Raw genomic sequence first — 15,509 nt, forward strand, 5'->3', positions numbered from 1 at the left:
CTTCGGCGCCGGCGTGGTCATCGGGCTTGTCCTCCCGGTCGTCCCTCGTCGCTCCAGTCGCTTCGCTCCTTACGCTCCTCAGTCCAGACCGGGAGGCCCGATGACCCGCCTGATTCTGCCCGACACCGACCGTGAGCTGTCCCGCCAGACCGGATGGGTGCGGGCGCACTGGGAGGCGCTCGCCGATCACCTGCTGGACTCGCTCGTCCCGTTCTTCTCCCCCGGTATGTCGCTCGTCGAGCTGCCGGGCCGCCCGAGCCGGTCCGGTACGGCGTCCGACGCGCTCGAAGGTTTCGCCCGGTCGTTCATGCTGGCCGCTTTCCGGATCGCCGGCGTCCAGGGCAAGGGCTGCGAGCAGCTGATCGAGCGGTACGCGCGTGGTGTCGCGAACGGCGCGAACCCGGACCACCCGGAGGCGTGGCTGCGGCTCACCCCGCGGTCGCAGCAGATGGTCGAGGCGGCCGCGATCGCGGTGTCGCTGCACGAGACCCGGGAGTGGATCTGGGACCGGCTCGACGCGAAGGCGCAGCAGCACGTCGCGGAGTGGCTCGGCGGGTTCAACGGGTCCACGACGCACGACAACAACTGGCGACTGTTCCAGGTCGTCAGCGAGCAGTTCCTCGCGTCCGTCGGAGCGCCGTACAAGCAGGAGGACATCGACGGCGGCCTCGACCGGATCGAGGACTGGTACGTCGGCAACGGGTGGTACTCCGACGGCGACGGGCAGAACTTCGACAACTACATCGGCTGGGCGATGCACCTGTACCCGGGCCTGTGGGCACGGATGGCCGCGGCGACGCCGGGAGCGCAGTACGAGGACCGGCTGAAGCTCTACAAGGAGCGCATCAACCTGTTCCTCCAGGACGCGCAGTACTTCGTCGGGAACGACGGTGCACCGCTGTACCAGGGCCGGTCGCTGACGTACCGGATGGCGGCCGCGGCGCCGTACTGGATGGGCGCGATGCTCGACTCCACGCCACTCACCCCGGGCGAGACACGGCGGCTGTGCTCGGGAATCGCCCGGCACTTCGTGCAGCACGGCGTACCGGACGAGCGGGGCGTGCTCACGCTCGGGTGGTACGACACGTTCCTGCCGACGACGCAGCAGTACTCCGGACCCGGCTCGCCGTACTGGGCGGCGAAGGGGTTCGTCGGGCTGATCCTGCCGCCGGAACATCCGGTGTGGTCAGATCCGGAGGACTCGATCCCGCTCGACGACGCGGATCAGCAGAAGGCGATGCCGGAGCCAGGGTGGATCGTGCATGCCAGCCGGCACGATCAGGTCGTGCAGCTGGTGAACCACGGCGCCGATCACGCGCCGGTGGCGGAGCCTTCCGGCGCCGAGCCGGCCGGCGACCCGCACTACAACCGCTTGGCGTATGCCAACCATGCGGGGCCGGATTTGTCGGACAACGAGCCGGGGATCGACAACCTGATCTCGCTGGTGGCCGCGGACGGTACGGCGAGCGGGCGCGGGCGGATCCGGCGGCTCGCGGTCGACGGGCGTACGGCGTCCTCGTGGCACAAGGCGTGGCTCGGATCCGAAGGCCCGTGGGCGATCGAGGTCGCGTCGGTCGTGTGGAACGGCTGGGAGATCCGCTGCGCCCTGGTCGACGGGCCAGAAGGCGCAACGGTCCGCAGCGCCGGCTTCGCGGTCGCGGGAAACTCCTTGCCCGAAGCAACCTTCGCCCCGGCGGCTGCGCCGCCGGAGCCGGCGGAGAAGGTGGGCGCCGCCCACACCACCTCCGCACACACCACCTCCCCACACACCACCTCCTCACATACCACCTCCTCACATACCACCTCAGCACACACCACCTCCAACTCGACCTCTCCACTCACCACCTCTTCCTCCACCGAGCGGCGGGTAGCGCCGGCTTCTTGGGCGCGGAATGCGGAGGGGTTGTTGTCGGCGGTTGTTGGTTTGTATGGGTATGAGGAGTCCGGCGTGCACCGGGCGGTGGGGGTCAATCCGTTCGGGGCGCACTCGGCGACGCCGTACCTGACTGCTCAGCACCGCGGAGAGCCGCTCGTGCTGGTGAACGCCGTGGTACTCACCCGGGACACGCTCCGTCCGGAGGCGCTTGCCGAAGGCATCGATGTCTCGGTGACCGGCGCCACCGTGCGGATCGGCCTGCCCGGCGGCGACGCCGAGATGATCGAGCTGGGACAGAGTAGATTGACGGAATGAGTACGTACGAGAAACTCCTGCAGGACCAGATCCGGAACGAATTCACGGCGTCCCAGCAGTACGTGGCAGTCGCTGTCTGGTACGACGACCAGGATCTGCCCCGGCTGGCCGCGCACTTCTACAAGCAGTCCCTGGAAGAGCGCAACCACGCGATGATGATGGTCCAGTACCTGCTCGACAAGGACATCCGGCCGCAGATCCCGTCGGTCGGCGAGGTCGAGTCCGACTTCAAGTCCGCGATCGCGCCGCTGGAGCTCGCGCTCGCGCAGGAGATCACGGTCACCAAGCAGATCGAGACGCTCGCCCGCACCGCGCGGGACGAGAGCGACTACATCGGTGAACAGTTCATGCAGTGGTTCCTCAAGGAGCAGGTCGAGGAGGTCGCCGCGATGAAGACGCTGGTCAACGTCGCGAAGCGCGCCGGTGACAACCTGTTCCACCTCGAGGACTTCCTGGCCCGCGAGGTGGTCGGCGACGCCGGTGCCGACCCGACGGCACCGACCGCCGCCGGTGGCTCGGTCTGACCTACCAGCTGCCGCCTCCACCGCCGCCGCCCCCGCCGCCCGACGACGAGGACGACGTACTGGAGGAGGAGAAACCGGAGGAGGAACCACCTCCGGCCGACGGTGACGGTGACGGTGACGGGAGCTCGGCGAACGTGCTGGAGACCGTCGTGGAGATGCTCCCGGCGGTCCAGCCGGAGTCGTAGTACGAGCTGGAGCCGGTGTACCAGGACGGGGCCGCGGTCAGCCGGCCGGAGTCGACGAGCTGCTTGCACACCTGCTGCCAGCGGTCGGCCAGCCCCAGCACGATGGCCCACGGCAGGTACTTGCTGAAGATGTCCTCGCCGGCCTCGAAGCGGAGCTGGTCCGCCTCCGCGGTGCTGAGGTACTGCCGGAACCCGACGACCTGGTCGGTCACGGCGCGGCCGAGCGCGTTCCGGCGGCCGGCCCGGCGCTGCAGGATCAGGTCGACGACCGCGTTCAGTACGGCGAGCACCGGCAGCGCGATCACGATCGCCGGGCCGAGCCACGGTGGCGCTCCGAACTTGATCACGTAGACGATCAGCGAGATCAGCCCGACCAGGACCGCCAGGAAGACACCGCAGCCGAGCGGCACCCAGCCGTAGCCGGACGACTCCACGACGGTCGAGCGGTGCGGCAGCCGCGCGTACCAGTTCCGGTCCACGACCTGCTTCCACAGCGCGTCGCCCATGCTCTCGGCGGCTCGCTGCGGCCGGGTGTCCCCCATTGCCGGCCTGAGCAGCCGGACCTCGCCACCTGGCTGTTGCTTCGGGAACAGCCCCTTCAGCAACGCCTTCTCGTGCGCCGCGGTGGCGAGCCCTGCGTCCACCAGCACGGCAGTCCGGACGTCGTTCTCGCTCTCGATCCGGACGGCGCCACGGACAGCCAGGTCGACGAGGGTCGCCGCCACCTCGGTGGTGTCCACCTTGCCGTCGATCAGCAGACCGCCCTCCGCGGCGCTGATCTCCGGCGGCGCGAACGCGACCGGGATCGCCTTCTCCGCCAGCCGGTCCGGCACCGTCCGCGCGGCGAGTCCCGGGGGCGGGACGGTCCCCGGCGGCATCCCGTCGTACCGGAGGTCTCGGCGACGGCGGACGGTGAGCTTGCCGGCGGCGATCGCGATCACGGTCAGTACGACCGAGCTGATCGCGGCCGGCCAGCTCACGCCGTACCGTGCGAGGAAGCCCGGCGGGTCGACGACGATCGGCGTGTCGTTGCTCACGGCACCGGCTTTGATGCCGGCGACAATCGTCAGCTCCTCGCCGCGGACCACGTCCGTTTCCTGCGTGAACGTGGCCTTGCCGCCGACGATCGCCTTCTCGTCGCAGCTCGCCGTGGATCCGGACGGGCCTTCGTTGCAGGCAACCTTCGTCACGCCCTGCGGCACCGTCACCGTGACCACGACGTGGTCGAGCGGCGCCTCCCAGCTGTTGCCGGTCGCGTCCCAGTACAGCTCACTGTGGTCCGGGAAGTGCCGCAGCGCGCCACGCACGTCGTAGCTGATCTTGTACGTCGCGTCCCGCCCGGTCACCGTCTCGCCCGAGGCGCCGATCTTGATCCGCAGCACCTGGTTGCGGGCCTTGTTCGTCCTGGCCGTGGACGTGCTGAACTCGGCGGGCGCGTTCGGCGAGGACACCTGGACGTTCGACACGTCGTACCGCTGGTCCTTCGAGCGGTCGTCGACGTACGGCTCGCGGATCACCAGGTCCCGGAAGATCCCGTGCCGGCCGGAGTCCCCGAAGTGGTACTCGATCGACTCGGTCACGTGCAGCACACCGTCCGCGGACACGTCGTACGCGATCGTCATCGACCGCACCCGGTCACCGATCGCGGCCGACGCCGGTACGGCGTATCCGGCCAGGGCGATCGCGAGAACGAGCAGGCTGACGACGACCCCGAGCGCACGACGCATGCGCGCGACACTACCGAGAGTAGAGGTCGCGACTACCAGCTACCGCCGCCACCACCACCGCCACCGCCGCCGGAGAAGCCGCCGCTGAAGCCGGAGGAGCTGCCGCCGCCTCCGCCGGAGCTGGAGGGCGTGGGCGGCGAGTCGAAGCTGTGGGCGACCGTCGAGCCGACGGCGGCGGCGGTCCAGCCGGAGGTGTAGTACGACGGGCCGGAGTACCAGTACGGGTCCGGCGGGATGCGGCCGGCTGCGACGAGCTGCTCGCAGACCTTCTGCCAGCGGTCGGCGAGACCGAAAGCGATGGCCCAGGGCAAGTACTTCGAGAAGATGTCCTCGCCCTCCTCGAAGCGGAGCTGGTCCACCTCGGCGGTGGCGAGGTACTTCCGGAAGCCCACCAACTGGTCGGTGACCGCCCGGCCGGCCGGATTGCGCTGACCGCGGCGGCGGATCGCGACCCAGATGCCGATGGCAACGACCACGGCGATCAGCGGGACCGCGAGCACGATTTTCCGGCCCGGCAGGCCCGCGCCTGCCCCGGCGGACACCACTCCCATCAAGCCGGCGCCGACCACCCAGAGCGCGACCATCCCCAGGCACGCACCGCTGAAGCCCTTCTTGAACAGCGAGCCACCACCGGCCCGCGGCATCCGCAGGTACCACTGCCGGGCCTGCACCTGGTCCCGGAGCGCCTTGATCATCGCGTCGTGGGCGTTGCGCATCGTGTGGTCGCCGACCGCGCCGCGCTCCAGCACCACCTCGGAGCCGGGCTGCAGGGTCGGGAACAGCCCGGCCATCAGCGCCTGCTCGTGCGGTGCGGTCGCGGCCGCCGGGTTCAGCAGCACGGCCTTCTGGGTCTCGCCGTCGTTGTCGATCCGGACGCCGCCGCGGACCGCCATGTCGATCAGTGTCGCGGCCGTCTCGGTGGTGGTCGCCTTCGCGTCGATCAGCAGGCCGCCCTCGGCGACCGGGATCCGCGGCGGCGAGAACGCGACCGGGAGCTGGTCCTCGCGGAGGTCGTCCTTCACCGGCTCGGCCGAGGTCCCGTCCGGCGGGAAGGTGCCCGGCGGCATCCCGGCGAACCGCTGGTCCTTGTTGCCCAGTTTCGCGTACAGCGCGGCGATCACCAGGGCGAGCACGGTGACGACACCGGAGCCGATCAGCTGCAGCCAGGACAGACCGTTGCGCTCCAGCCAGCTCGGCGGGTTCACGACGATCGGCTTGTCGTTCTGGACGGCGCCCGCGGTGATCCCGGCGACGACGGTCAACTGGTCGCTGTTCGTCAGGTTGGTGGCCTCGAACACGCCCTGGCCGCCGACGACCGTGCTGGACGGGCAGGTCTGCTGCGCGCCGTACTTGCCGGTGAAGCACTCCGCCTTCGTGACGCCCTGCGGGACGTTGACGGTGACCTTGACGTTCTCCAGGGTGGCGTCCCAGCCGTTGCCGGTCGCGTCCCAGTACAGCTCGCTGTGGTCCGCGAAGTGCCGCAGCGCACCGCGGACCTCGTAGCTGATCGTGTACGTCGCCCGGGTGCCCTTCACCGTGTCGTTGGCGGACCCGATCTTGATCTGGGTGGTCTCGTACCGTCCCTGGTTGCGCGACGAGGTCGACGTGCTGAACTCGGACGGTGCGTCCGGCGACGACACCTTGATCTTCGAGACCTGGTACTCCTGGTCCTTCGAGGCGTCGTCGGCGTACGGCTCGCGGGTCACCAGGTCCCGGTAGATGCCGTGCCGGCCGGTGGTCGCGAACTGGTAGTCGATCGTTTCCGTGACCTGCAGTACGCCGTCCGTGGTGACGGTGTAGCCGATCGTGAAGTTCGTGACCTTGTCGCCGTACTCCGCCGGGTGCGCGCCGGCGGGCCCGGCGGACGTCACCGCGAATCCCGCCATCGCCAGTACCGCGAACAACGTGCTGATGACGACCCCGAGTGCCCTACGCATACCCCGGACCCTATCGATTCGCGGGGTCCGCGCGGTGAGGGCACTTGTGCGAAGTGTCCGATAGGGGAATCGTGGGTGGACCAGGAGGAACGTCATGGCAGACAAGACGAACGCTTCCCAAGGCACCGGAGCCGCGCCCGCTGTGGACAGCCCGGACGCCATCCGCAACGTGGTGCTGGTCGGTCCGTCGGGCGCCGGCAAGACCACCCTCGTCGAGGCCCTGCTGGTGGCCTCCGGAGTCCTGAACAGACCCGGCACCGTCGTCGACGGAACCACCGTGTGCGACTTCGACGACGCCGAGATCCGCCAGCAGCGTTCGGTGGGCCTGTCGCTGGCGTCGCTCCCGCACGACGGTGTCTCAGGAAAAGTGAAGGTGAACCTGATCGACACGCCCGGGTACGCCGATTTCGTCGGCGAGCTGCGGGCCGGGCTGCGCGCCGCGGACTGTGCGCTGTTCGTGATCTCGGCGAGCGAGGGCGTCGACGAGCCGACCCGCTCCGTCTGGCAGGAATGCCAGGAGGTCGGGATGCCGCGCGCCGTGGTGATCACCAAGCTCGACCACGCCCGGGCGAACTACCAGAACGCGCTGGCCACCGCGCAGGCGGCGTTCGGCGACAAGGTCCTGCCCCTGTACCTGCCCGCCGGCGACGGGCTGATCGGTTTGCTCACCCAGTCGTACTACGAGTACTCGGACGGCAAGCGCTCCACGTCCGCGCCGGACCCGTCGTACGCGGACCAGGTCGAGGAGCTCCGCGGCACGCTGATCGAGGGCATCATCGAGGAGTCCGAGGACGAGTCGCTGATGGACCGGTACCTCGGCGGCGAGGAGATCGACCAGAAGGTGCTGATCGAGGACCTCGAGCGGGCGGTCGCCCGGGGCTCGTTCTTCCCGGTCGTCCCGGTCTGCAGCGCCTCGGGTATCGGCACCTACGAGCTGCTCGAGGTGATCACCAGCGGGTTCCCGTCGCCGCCCGAGCACACCATCCCGGAAGCCTTCAACCCGCACGGAGTGGCCCGGAAGGGCCTGGTCTGCGCCCCGGACGGGCCGCTGCTCGCCGAGGTGGTGAAGACGACGTCCGACCCGTACGTCGGGAGGGTCAGCCTGGTCCGGGTGTTCTCCGGCACCATCAGGCCCGACGCGACGGTCCACGTGTCGGGCCATTTCACGTCCTTCTTCGGTGACCACAACGGAGCGTCGCACGGGCACGAGGACCACGACGAGGACGAGCGGATCGGCACGCTCTCGTTCCCGCTCGGCAAGACCCAGCGCCCGGCCGGTGAGGTGCTCGCCGGCGACCTGTGCGCGATCGGCCGGCTGACCCGCGCGGAGACCGGCGACTCGCTGTCCGACAAGGCTGATCCGCTGCTGCTGAAACCGTGGACGATGCCGGAGCCGTTGCTGCCGATCGCCGTCCAGGCGCACGCCAAGACCGACGAGGACAAGCTCGGCGCCGGCCTGCAGCGACTCGCCGCGGAGGACCCGACGCTGCGGATCGAGCAGAACCCGGAAACCCACCAGATCGTGCTCTGGTGCATGGGCGAGGCGCACTCGGACGTCGTACTGGACGCGCTCGCGAACCGGTACGGCGTGACCGTGGACACCGTCGAGCTCCGGGTGCCGCTGCGGGAGACGTTCGGCGGCCCGGCCAAGGGGCACGGGCGGCACGTCAAGCAGTCCGGCGGTCACGGGCAGTACGCCGTCTGCGACATCGAGGTCGAGCCGCTGCCGGAGGGCGCCGGGTTCGAGTTCGTCGACAAGGTGGTCGGCGGGGCGGTGCCGCGGCAGTTCATCCCGAGCGTGGAGAAGGGCGTCCGGGCGCAGATGGAGAAGGGCGTCGGGGGCGGGTACCCGATGGTCGACATCCGGGTCACCTTGCGCGACGGGAAGTCGCACAGCGTCGACTCGTCCGACATGGCGTTCCAGATGGCCGGCGGGCTGGCGCTACGGGAGGCGGCGGCCGCGTCCCGGGTGGCGATGCTCGAGCCGGTGGACCTGGTCTCGGTCCTGGTACCGGACGAGCTGGTCGGCGCGGTGATGAGCGACCTGTCCGGGCGCCGCGGACGGCTGCTCGGGACCGACAAGGTCGGCGAGAACCGCACCCTGGTGAAGGCCGAGGTGCCGCAGGTGGAGATCACCCGCTACACCATCGACCTGCGCTCGCTGGCCCACGGCGCGGCGTCGTTCAGCCGCGAGTTCTCCCACTACGAGGCGATGCCGGAGTCGGTTTCGTCGAAGCTCAAGTAGTCAGGCTTGTTGAGGCGGCGGCGTACGTCGCGGGATTTGAGGTACGCCGCCACGTCGTCGTACCGCTCGCTCTGGTTGGCGAACTCGATGTACGAGCGGACCCGGTGCAGCCAGTCGAGGGTCGACGGCTTCACCGCGGCGAGCGCGTCGGTCAGGTGCTGCATCCCGAGCGGCGGCTCGCCACCGGTGGACAGCGCCTCGTCGATCACCTTGTCGACGCCGCGCTCGATCAGCGCACGCAGGTCCGCGCCGCTGAACATCGCGGTCTGCGCGGCGAGCGCCTTCAGGTCGAGCCCGTCGGCCGGCACCTCCCGGGTCAGTACGCCGAGGATGTCCGCGCGCGCGGGCTCGTCCGGCGGCGGTACGAAGATCACCCGGTCGAACCGTCCCGGCCGGAGCATCGCCTCGTCCACGTCCCACGGCGCGTTGCTCGCGGCGAGCACCAGCAGGCCTTCGTTCTCGGAGCCGATCGCGTCCATTTCCTGCAGCAGTACGTCGACCAGCCGCCGCGCCTCGGACCCGCCGTGCTTGTGCCGGGCGAACGCCAGCGCGTCCAGCTCGTCGAGGAACAGCACGCACGGCCCGTTCGCGCGGGCTCGCTCGAAGGCCTCGTGCAGGTTCCGCTCGGAGACGCCGAGGTACGGGTCCATCACGTCCTCGATCCGGACGTTGATGAACGGCAGCCCGCACTCCCCCGCGGTCGCCCGCGCCAGCAGCGTCTTGCCGCAACCGGGAGGGCCGTACAGCATCACGCCGCCGCCGGACTTCCGCCCGTACTTCTCGTACAGCTCCGGCCTGCTCTGCGGGAGGATCACCATCCGGTGGATGACCCGCTTGATCTCGTCCATGCCGCCGACCTGGTCGAAGGTGGTGGTCTCCAACACCTGCTCCTGCTCGTACGGCGTCTCCGCCTCGGGACCGACCTTGATCCGGACGCCGCTGCGCTCCGCGATCATCCCGTCGACGAGCTGCTGCAGCCGCCCGGTGCCCTCGACGACGCCGCGCTGGCGGGCCGCTTCGAGCAGGTTCCGCAGCAGGGCGAGCCGCCCGTTCGCCGCGGCCAGCTCCCCCACCGGTACGAACTGGTCGTCGGGCAGGCCCTGGTGGTCCAGGAGTACGACGTACTGGTCGAGGGCCTCATCGGTCGCGCCCACGACGGTCAGCGACTCCGCCAGCACCAGCCGCAGCAGTACGTCCTCCGGGTTCGCCTCGACCGCCTTTCGCAAGGCGTCGATCCGGTTGTTACTCATGAGCCCCATCTCCGGTTGATCCAGCGGCGGACGAGTGGCGGGACGACCCAGGAGTACACGCAGAACACGAGCCAGATCATCGCGAACGCGAACGACAACGGGCCGAGGCCGACGGCGCGGAGGCCGTAGATCACCACGACCGCGCCGACCCAGACGACCAGCGGGTTCACCCGGGCGAACGGCCGCAGCGGCAGCATCAGCGGGTGGTTGAACAGCTTCGCCTCGCGGGCGGCCGCGCGCAGATCCTCGTCACCCGGCTGCGCGGCGGCGGCCGAGCGGAGCGAGTCGTACCCGGCGCGGGAGTCACCGGTCAGCATCGACGCCGTACCGTGCAAGGCGCGCGCATTCGGGTCCTCGGGGTCGTACGCGAGCGCTTCGGAGCTGTGGCGGTGCATGTCGCGGTCCTTGCCGAGCGCGAACGCCACCTGCGCGCGGGCCGCCGACACCGCCACGCTCTCCGGCGCGTGCGACGCGGCCCGCTCGACCAGTGCGCCCGCCTTCTCCGCCTGCCCGGCGGCGAGGCACACGTGTGCGTAACCGATCAGCAGGTCCGGGTCGTTCGGGTCGAGGCTCAGCCCCTGCAGGAACGCCGCCTCGGCCTCGGGCAGCCGGCCCTCCGACCGCAGCGACGACCCGAGCACGTGCAGCATCGCCGGGAACGGTCCGTGCTGCGCCAGGCCGTCCCGCAGTACGTCGACGGCCTCCGCGTTCCGTTCGAGGGCGTGCAGGGCCGCACCTCGGAACAGGTACGCGCGGTAGTCGAGAGCCTCGTCGCCGGACAGGCCCTGCAGCTCGTCGAGAACCCGCTCGGGGCGGGCGATCCGCAACCAGTGCGCGGCCATCTGCAGGCGGGACTCGCTCGGATCGTTCACCAGATCACCGTCACCAGGAGGAGGATCAAGGCCTCGGCGATCGCGCCACCGATCGTCGCCGCGATTCCCACGCCCCACAGCGAACCGTACTCCGCACCACGCAACTGGAACGCCCGGTCCATCGGCCGCTGCAGCCGGATCTGCGCCATGCAGCACAGCACCGCCACCACCCGGATCCCGACCCGGAGCCCCGACGTGATCCCGGAGTCGGCGTACAGCAGCAGGAACACGGCGACCACCACGACCAGGCCGGCGAGCCCGGACAGCAGGATCAGCCGGCGCTTCGCGGCGTCCACACCGAGCCGACCCGCGTTCAGGTAGGCGACCACGGTGGACGCGATCACGCCGCCGAAGAACGCGACGTACGTCTGGGACATCAGCCGCCAGGGGCGGACCGACATGTTCACGCCGGCGCCGATGGTCGGGCGCAGGAGATCGTCCGGCATCGGGCTCCTAGGAGGACAACTGTGCTGGGCAGGTTCGGCTCGCGCAGTGTATAGCCTGGGCGGATGAGCGAGAACTGCCTCTTCTGCGGGATCGTGGCCGGCACCATCCCCTCCACCCGGGTCGCGGAGACGGATCGCGCGATCGCCTTCATGGACATCGCGCCGGCGACCCCCGGACACCTGCTGGTGATCCCGCGCGCGCACTCGACCGACCTCCGCGAGGCCGCCCCCGAGGACCTGACCGCGGCCACCCTGCTCGCCCAGTCCCTGGTCGGCCGCGTCATCGACCGCCTCGACGGCGCCACGGGTGCGAATCTGCTGAGCTGCATCGGCGCCGACGCCTGGCAGAGCGTCTTCCACACCCACCTGCACGTCATCCCCCGCTACCCGAACGACCCGATGGTCCTCCCGTGGAAGCCGGAGTCCGGCGACCTGGACGAGATCAAGGCCGTGCACGAAAAGCTCATCTAGCGACGAGCTCGTACACGGACAGCAATTCCGGGAGCAGGACCGACCAGTCATAACGCGGTACGGCGGCCAGGCCCGCGGACCGGAGCCGCTCGCGTTCTTCGGGGCGACGGAGCAGCCGGAGCGCGCGGGCGGCCAGCTCGGGTACGTTGCCGGGCTCGAACAGCTCGCCCAGGTCGCCGCCGTCCAGCACCTGGCGGAACGCGGCCAGGTCGCTCGCCAGCACCGGTGCGCCCGCAGCCATCGCCTCGAGCAGCACGATGCCGAAGCTTTCCCCGCCGAGGTGCGGCGCGACGTACAGGTCGGACACGGCGAGCATGTCGGCGCGGGCCTCGTCGTCGATCGCGCCGAGGAACAGCACGTTGTCGCGGTACCGCGACGGCAGGGAGCGGCGCGCCTCGTCCGCCTGGCCCGACCCGGCGACGAGGATCTTCAGCCGCGGCCGCTCGGCCAGCAGCAGCGGTACGGCGTCGAGCAGGACGCCGAGCCCCTTACGGTGCTCGTCCAGCCGGCCGAGGAAGCTGATCGTGCCGTCCGCGCCCATCCACTCCGCGCGCGGGCTGCCCTTGAAGCGGGCGGTGTAGAGGCCGTTCGGGATCACCACGGCCTCGCCGCCGATGTGCTGCACCATCATCGAGCGGGCGTTCTCCGAGACCGCGATCCGCGCGTCGATCTTCTCCAGCGCCGGGCGCAGCAGGCCGGCCGCCACGCTCATCGCCCGGGACCGCACCTGCCAGGTGTGGAACGTCGCCACGAACGGCCCGTCCGCGGACCAGAGCGCGATGATCGACGCGCTCGGCGTGGTGGGCTCGTGCACGTGCACCACGTCGAAGTTCCCGTCGGCGAGCCAGTTCTTCACCCGGGCCGCCGTACGGGGGCCGAACGTCACGCGGGCGACCGACCCGTTGTACGGTACGCCGACCGCGCGGCCGGAGGAGACGACGTACGGCGGAGCTGTGTCGGCATCGTCGACCGGTGCGAGGACGGACACCTCGTGCCCGAGGGCGAGCAGCGCCTCGGCGAGGTCGCGGACGTGGTTCTGCACCCCGCCGGGCGTACCCAGCGAGTACGGGCACACCACGCCGATCCTCACACCTGGATTCTTACTGGTCGAGGAAGATCCGCTGCAGCATGTGCCAGTCGCCGGGGTGCTCGGCGATCCCCGCGGCGAACGCGTCGGCGCACCGCTGGGTCATCGCGGCCGTGCCGCCGTCCGGCTCGATCGCGTCGTGGAACGTGATCACCAGCTCGGGTCCGTCGTAGTGCAGGGTCGCCGGAATCAGCGGCGCGCCCGTCTTGAGGCTCAGCGCGGCCGGCCCGGCCGGCATCCGCGACGGGCGGCCGAAGAACGTCACCGGGACGCCGCGCTCGGACAGGTCCCGATCGGCCACCAGGCAGACGAATCCGCCCGCCCGCAGCCGGTCCGCGAGTACCGCCGTCGGGTCCTCGTCGCCGCCGGTGAGCGGCAGCACCTCCATGCCGAGCTTCTTGCGGTACTCGATGAAGCGGTCGAACAGGGACTCCGGCTGCAGGCGCTCCGCGACCGTCGACACCGGCATCCCGGTCAGGCCGGCCCAGGCGCCCGCGTGGTCGTAGTTCGCCAGGTGCGGCAGCGCGCAGATCACACCCTGCCCGGCGGCGTACGCGTCCCGCAGCAGCTTCTCGTTGACCGTCCGCACCCGGCCGACGATCTGCTCGTCGGACCATTCCGGCAGCCGGAACGCCTCCTGCCAGTAGCGCAGGTACGAGCGCATCCCGGCCCGGGTCAGCGCGTCCAGCTCGGCGTCGGTGGCCTCCGGGCGTACGGCGGCCAGGTTGCCGCGCAGCCGCCGTACGCCGCGGCTGTTGCGGGCGTAGGTACGGTCGGCCGCCTTCGTGAACAGCCAGGTCACGGTCCGCTCGGGCAACCGCCGTACCAGGGTCCAGGCGAGCGCGAACGCCAGGTCGACGGCCCGCTGCCGGGCGGCGGCCATCAGGACTCGAGGTCGTTCTTCGCCGGGTCGGACATGACCTGTTTGCGGACCGAGAGCGAGCGCTGGATCACCGTGATCGTGCTCGCGACGGCGACGTACCAGATCACCAGCTCGAGCAGGATCGGCAGGTCGAAGACGTCCGAGAAGAACGCCAGGATCAGCGTGAACACCAGCCGGTCGGCGCGCTCGGCGAGACCGCCGCTGGCCTTCAGGCCGAGGCTCTCCGCCTTGGCCCGCGCGTACGACGTGACCGCGCCCATGACCAGCGCCCACAGCGTCACCGCGGCCATCAGGGTGGAGTCGCCGGCCCGCGAGTTCGCGTAGTACATCACGAGGCCGCCGTAGATCGCGCCGTCGGCGATCCGGTCCAGCGTCGAGTCGAGGAACGAGCCCCATTTCGAGGACGTCCCCGAGGTCCGGGCCATGTGGCCGTCGATCAGGTCGGAGAACACGAACAGCGTGATCACCACGACGCCGATCCACAGCTGCCCGCGCGGGAAGAAGATCAGCGCACCGGCGGACACCCCGATGGTGCCGACGAGCGTGACCATGTCGGCGGTCACGCCGAGCTTGAGCAGGAGGGTGGCGATCGGCGTGATCACCTTGGTCCAGAACTGCCGGAATCTGTTAAGCATGGCAGCGCGATCGTAGTTCACCAGGATCACCATCAGGTGAAGAGGCACGGCTTTCGGCCTGCGGTGAAGCCTCCCAGGCGCGATGCTGGGTCTGGAGGAGGTGACGCATGCCACGACGACTGGCCGGTGCGCTCGTTCTCCTGCTCCTCACCAGCGGGTGTGCGGTGGCTCAGCGCGCGAACGGCACAACGCCGCGGCCCGCGCTGCCCACCACGGTGGTCCCGACCGCGGTCGCTCCCCCACAGGCCGAGGGCCTCGACGGTACGGCGGGAGCGCCCGGACCGCAGGTGTGTACGGCGATCTCCCGGACGCTGGCAGCCCGGCTGAATCATCCCGTCGCCGCGAAGCCGAACGCGTGGAACGACGGCGGCCTCCCCGCGATGGACCTGTGCACGCTGCTCGTCGACGGGCGCGCGGTCACGATCGGTGTCAGCGCCCTGCCGAGCCGGCCGGACTCGCTCGTCCGGCTGATGAAGGGCGCCGGCGGGGTGGACTCGCTGCCCGAGCTCGGACCGGAGGCCCTGATCGGCGAGTCCCGCCTGGTGTTCCACGCCGACGGCCACGCGGTCCGGGTCACGCCGGCCGGCGGTATCGACCTCGGTACGCCGGACGGCATCAACCGGGCCACGGCCGTCGCGATCGCCGAGGCCGCGCGGGACGCCGTACCGCGGAGTCTGCGGCCCGCGCGTCAGGTCGACGAGACGTGCCAGCTATCCAACTCGGCGGCCGAGCGGTTCGTCCGCGCGCAGGTGCAACTGCGACGCGACTACCGCGTGAAGGGCGCCCTCACGTGCATCTGGGGAACCCGCGACGCCACGGTCTCGATCGTCGAAGCCTTCGGCCAGAAGACGATCCCCGAAACCCAGCAGATCCCCCCACCCCAGTTCGCCCCACTGGGCGACCCCGGCTACTACCTCCCCGAAACCCCCGAACTCGTCTTCCGCCAGGGCCGCCGAGTAGTCCGCGTCACCGCCCTCACCGACCCACCCCAGCCGGTAAGCCTCGACACCCTGACGACGTTGGTCGACCCAATGCTCCCGTTGTTCCTGCGCTGAC

Annotated in this window: 13 protein-coding genes; 5 read left to right on the top strand and 8 right to left on the bottom strand. The window is 70.4% G+C overall.

Going from position 1 to position 15,509, the window contains the following annotated elements; translation table 11 throughout:
- Nucleotides 1-100 precede the first annotated feature (100 nt).
- Together JOF29_RS20990 and JOF29_RS20995 are read left to right on the top strand one after the other, a co-directional pair.
- The gene (locus tag JOF29_RS20990; protein WP_245357691.1) at nucleotides 101-2,191 is read left to right on the top strand and encodes a DUF2264 domain-containing protein; all 2,091 of its coding nucleotides are present in this window, start codon (nucleotides 101-103) and stop codon (nucleotides 2,189-2,191) included.
- A complete protein-coding gene (locus JOF29_RS20995) occupies nucleotides 2,188-2,715 on the top strand; it encodes a ferritin (RefSeq protein ID WP_209695844.1) in 528 nt (175 codons plus the stop codon). The genes JOF29_RS20990 and JOF29_RS20995 overlap by 4 nt, the downstream gene beginning before the upstream one ends.
- Before the next feature lies 1 nt (nucleotide 2,716).
- On the opposite strand, the gene JOF29_RS21000 is transcribed toward JOF29_RS20995, so the two are convergent.
- Complete coding sequence (locus tag JOF29_RS21000) at nucleotides 2,717-4,627, bottom strand: DUF2207 domain-containing protein (RefSeq protein WP_209695845.1); 1,911 nt, start codon at nucleotides 4,625-4,627, stop codon at nucleotides 2,717-2,719.
- 32 nt (nucleotides 4,628-4,659) lie between these two features.
- A complete protein-coding gene (locus JOF29_RS21005; protein ID WP_209695846.1) occupies nucleotides 4,660-6,564 on the bottom strand; it encodes a DUF2207 domain-containing protein in 1,905 nt (634 codons plus the stop codon).
- Nucleotides 6,565-6,658: 94 nt separating this feature from the next.
- Between JOF29_RS21005 and JOF29_RS21010 the strand changes: the two genes are divergently transcribed.
- A complete protein-coding gene (locus JOF29_RS21010) occupies nucleotides 6,659-8,809 on the top strand; it encodes an elongation factor G-like protein EF-G2 (protein ID WP_209695847.1) in 2,151 nt (716 codons plus the stop codon).
- On the opposite strand, the gene JOF29_RS21015 is transcribed toward JOF29_RS21010, so the two are convergent.
- Genes JOF29_RS21015 through JOF29_RS21025 form a run of 3 tightly spaced genes read right to left on the bottom strand, consistent with a single transcriptional unit; the run spans nucleotide 8,767 to nucleotide 11,377 of the window.
- Nucleotides 8,767-10,059, bottom strand: coding sequence for an AAA family ATPase (locus tag JOF29_RS21015; RefSeq protein ID WP_209695848.1), 1,293 nt, complete (start codon nucleotides 10,057-10,059; stop codon nucleotides 8,767-8,769). The two genes, JOF29_RS21010 and JOF29_RS21015, sit on opposite strands and share 43 nt — an antisense overlap.
- Nucleotides 10,056-10,931 (bottom strand): tetratricopeptide repeat protein, encoded by an 876-nt coding sequence (locus tag JOF29_RS21020; RefSeq protein ID WP_209695849.1) that lies wholly within the window; start codon nucleotides 10,929-10,931, stop codon nucleotides 10,056-10,058. The genes JOF29_RS21015 and JOF29_RS21020 overlap by 4 nt, the downstream gene beginning before the upstream one ends.
- A complete protein-coding gene (locus tag JOF29_RS21025) occupies nucleotides 10,928-11,377 on the bottom strand; it encodes a hypothetical protein (protein ID WP_209695850.1) in 450 nt (149 codons plus the stop codon). Before JOF29_RS21025 ends, JOF29_RS21020 begins: the two co-directional genes overlap by 4 nt.
- A 63-nt stretch (nucleotides 11,378-11,440) precedes the next feature.
- Between JOF29_RS21025 and JOF29_RS21030 the strand changes: the two genes are divergently transcribed.
- A complete protein-coding gene (locus JOF29_RS21030; protein ID WP_209695851.1) occupies nucleotides 11,441-11,848 on the top strand; it encodes an HIT family protein in 408 nt (135 codons plus the stop codon).
- Here the strand turns inward: JOF29_RS21030 and JOF29_RS21035 are convergent.
- The 3 genes from JOF29_RS21035 to pgsA are packed head-to-tail and all read right to left on the bottom strand — an operon-like array spanning nucleotide 11,841 to nucleotide 14,453.
- Nucleotides 11,841-12,938, bottom strand: a complete 1,098-nt coding sequence (locus JOF29_RS21035) for a glycosyltransferase family 4 protein (protein ID WP_209695852.1) — start codon at nucleotides 12,936-12,938, stop codon at nucleotides 11,841-11,843. The two genes, JOF29_RS21030 and JOF29_RS21035, sit on opposite strands and share 8 nt — an antisense overlap.
- A gap of 10 nt (nucleotides 12,939-12,948) precedes the next feature.
- Nucleotides 12,949-13,818, bottom strand: a complete 870-nt coding sequence (locus JOF29_RS21040) for a phosphatidylinositol mannoside acyltransferase (protein ID WP_209695853.1) — start codon at nucleotides 13,816-13,818, stop codon at nucleotides 12,949-12,951.
- Nucleotides 13,818-14,453 (bottom strand): phosphatidylinositol phosphate synthase, encoded by a 636-nt coding sequence (pgsA, locus tag JOF29_RS21045; RefSeq protein ID WP_245357692.1) that lies wholly within the window; start codon nucleotides 14,451-14,453, stop codon nucleotides 13,818-13,820. The genes JOF29_RS21040 and pgsA overlap by 1 nt, the downstream gene beginning before the upstream one ends.
- A gap of 107 nt (nucleotides 14,454-14,560) precedes the next feature.
- Here pgsA and JOF29_RS21050 point away from each other — a divergent pair, with 107 nt between their 5' ends.
- On the top strand, nucleotides 14,561-15,508 hold the full coding sequence (locus tag JOF29_RS21050) for a hypothetical protein (RefSeq protein WP_245357693.1): 948 nt from the start codon (nucleotides 14,561-14,563) through the stop codon (nucleotides 15,506-15,508).
- Nucleotide 15,509: the final 1 nt, after the last annotated feature.

Source organism: Kribbella aluminosa (assembly GCF_017876295.1).
GTDB lineage: Bacteria > Actinomycetota > Actinomycetes > Propionibacteriales > Kribbellaceae > Kribbella > Kribbella aluminosa.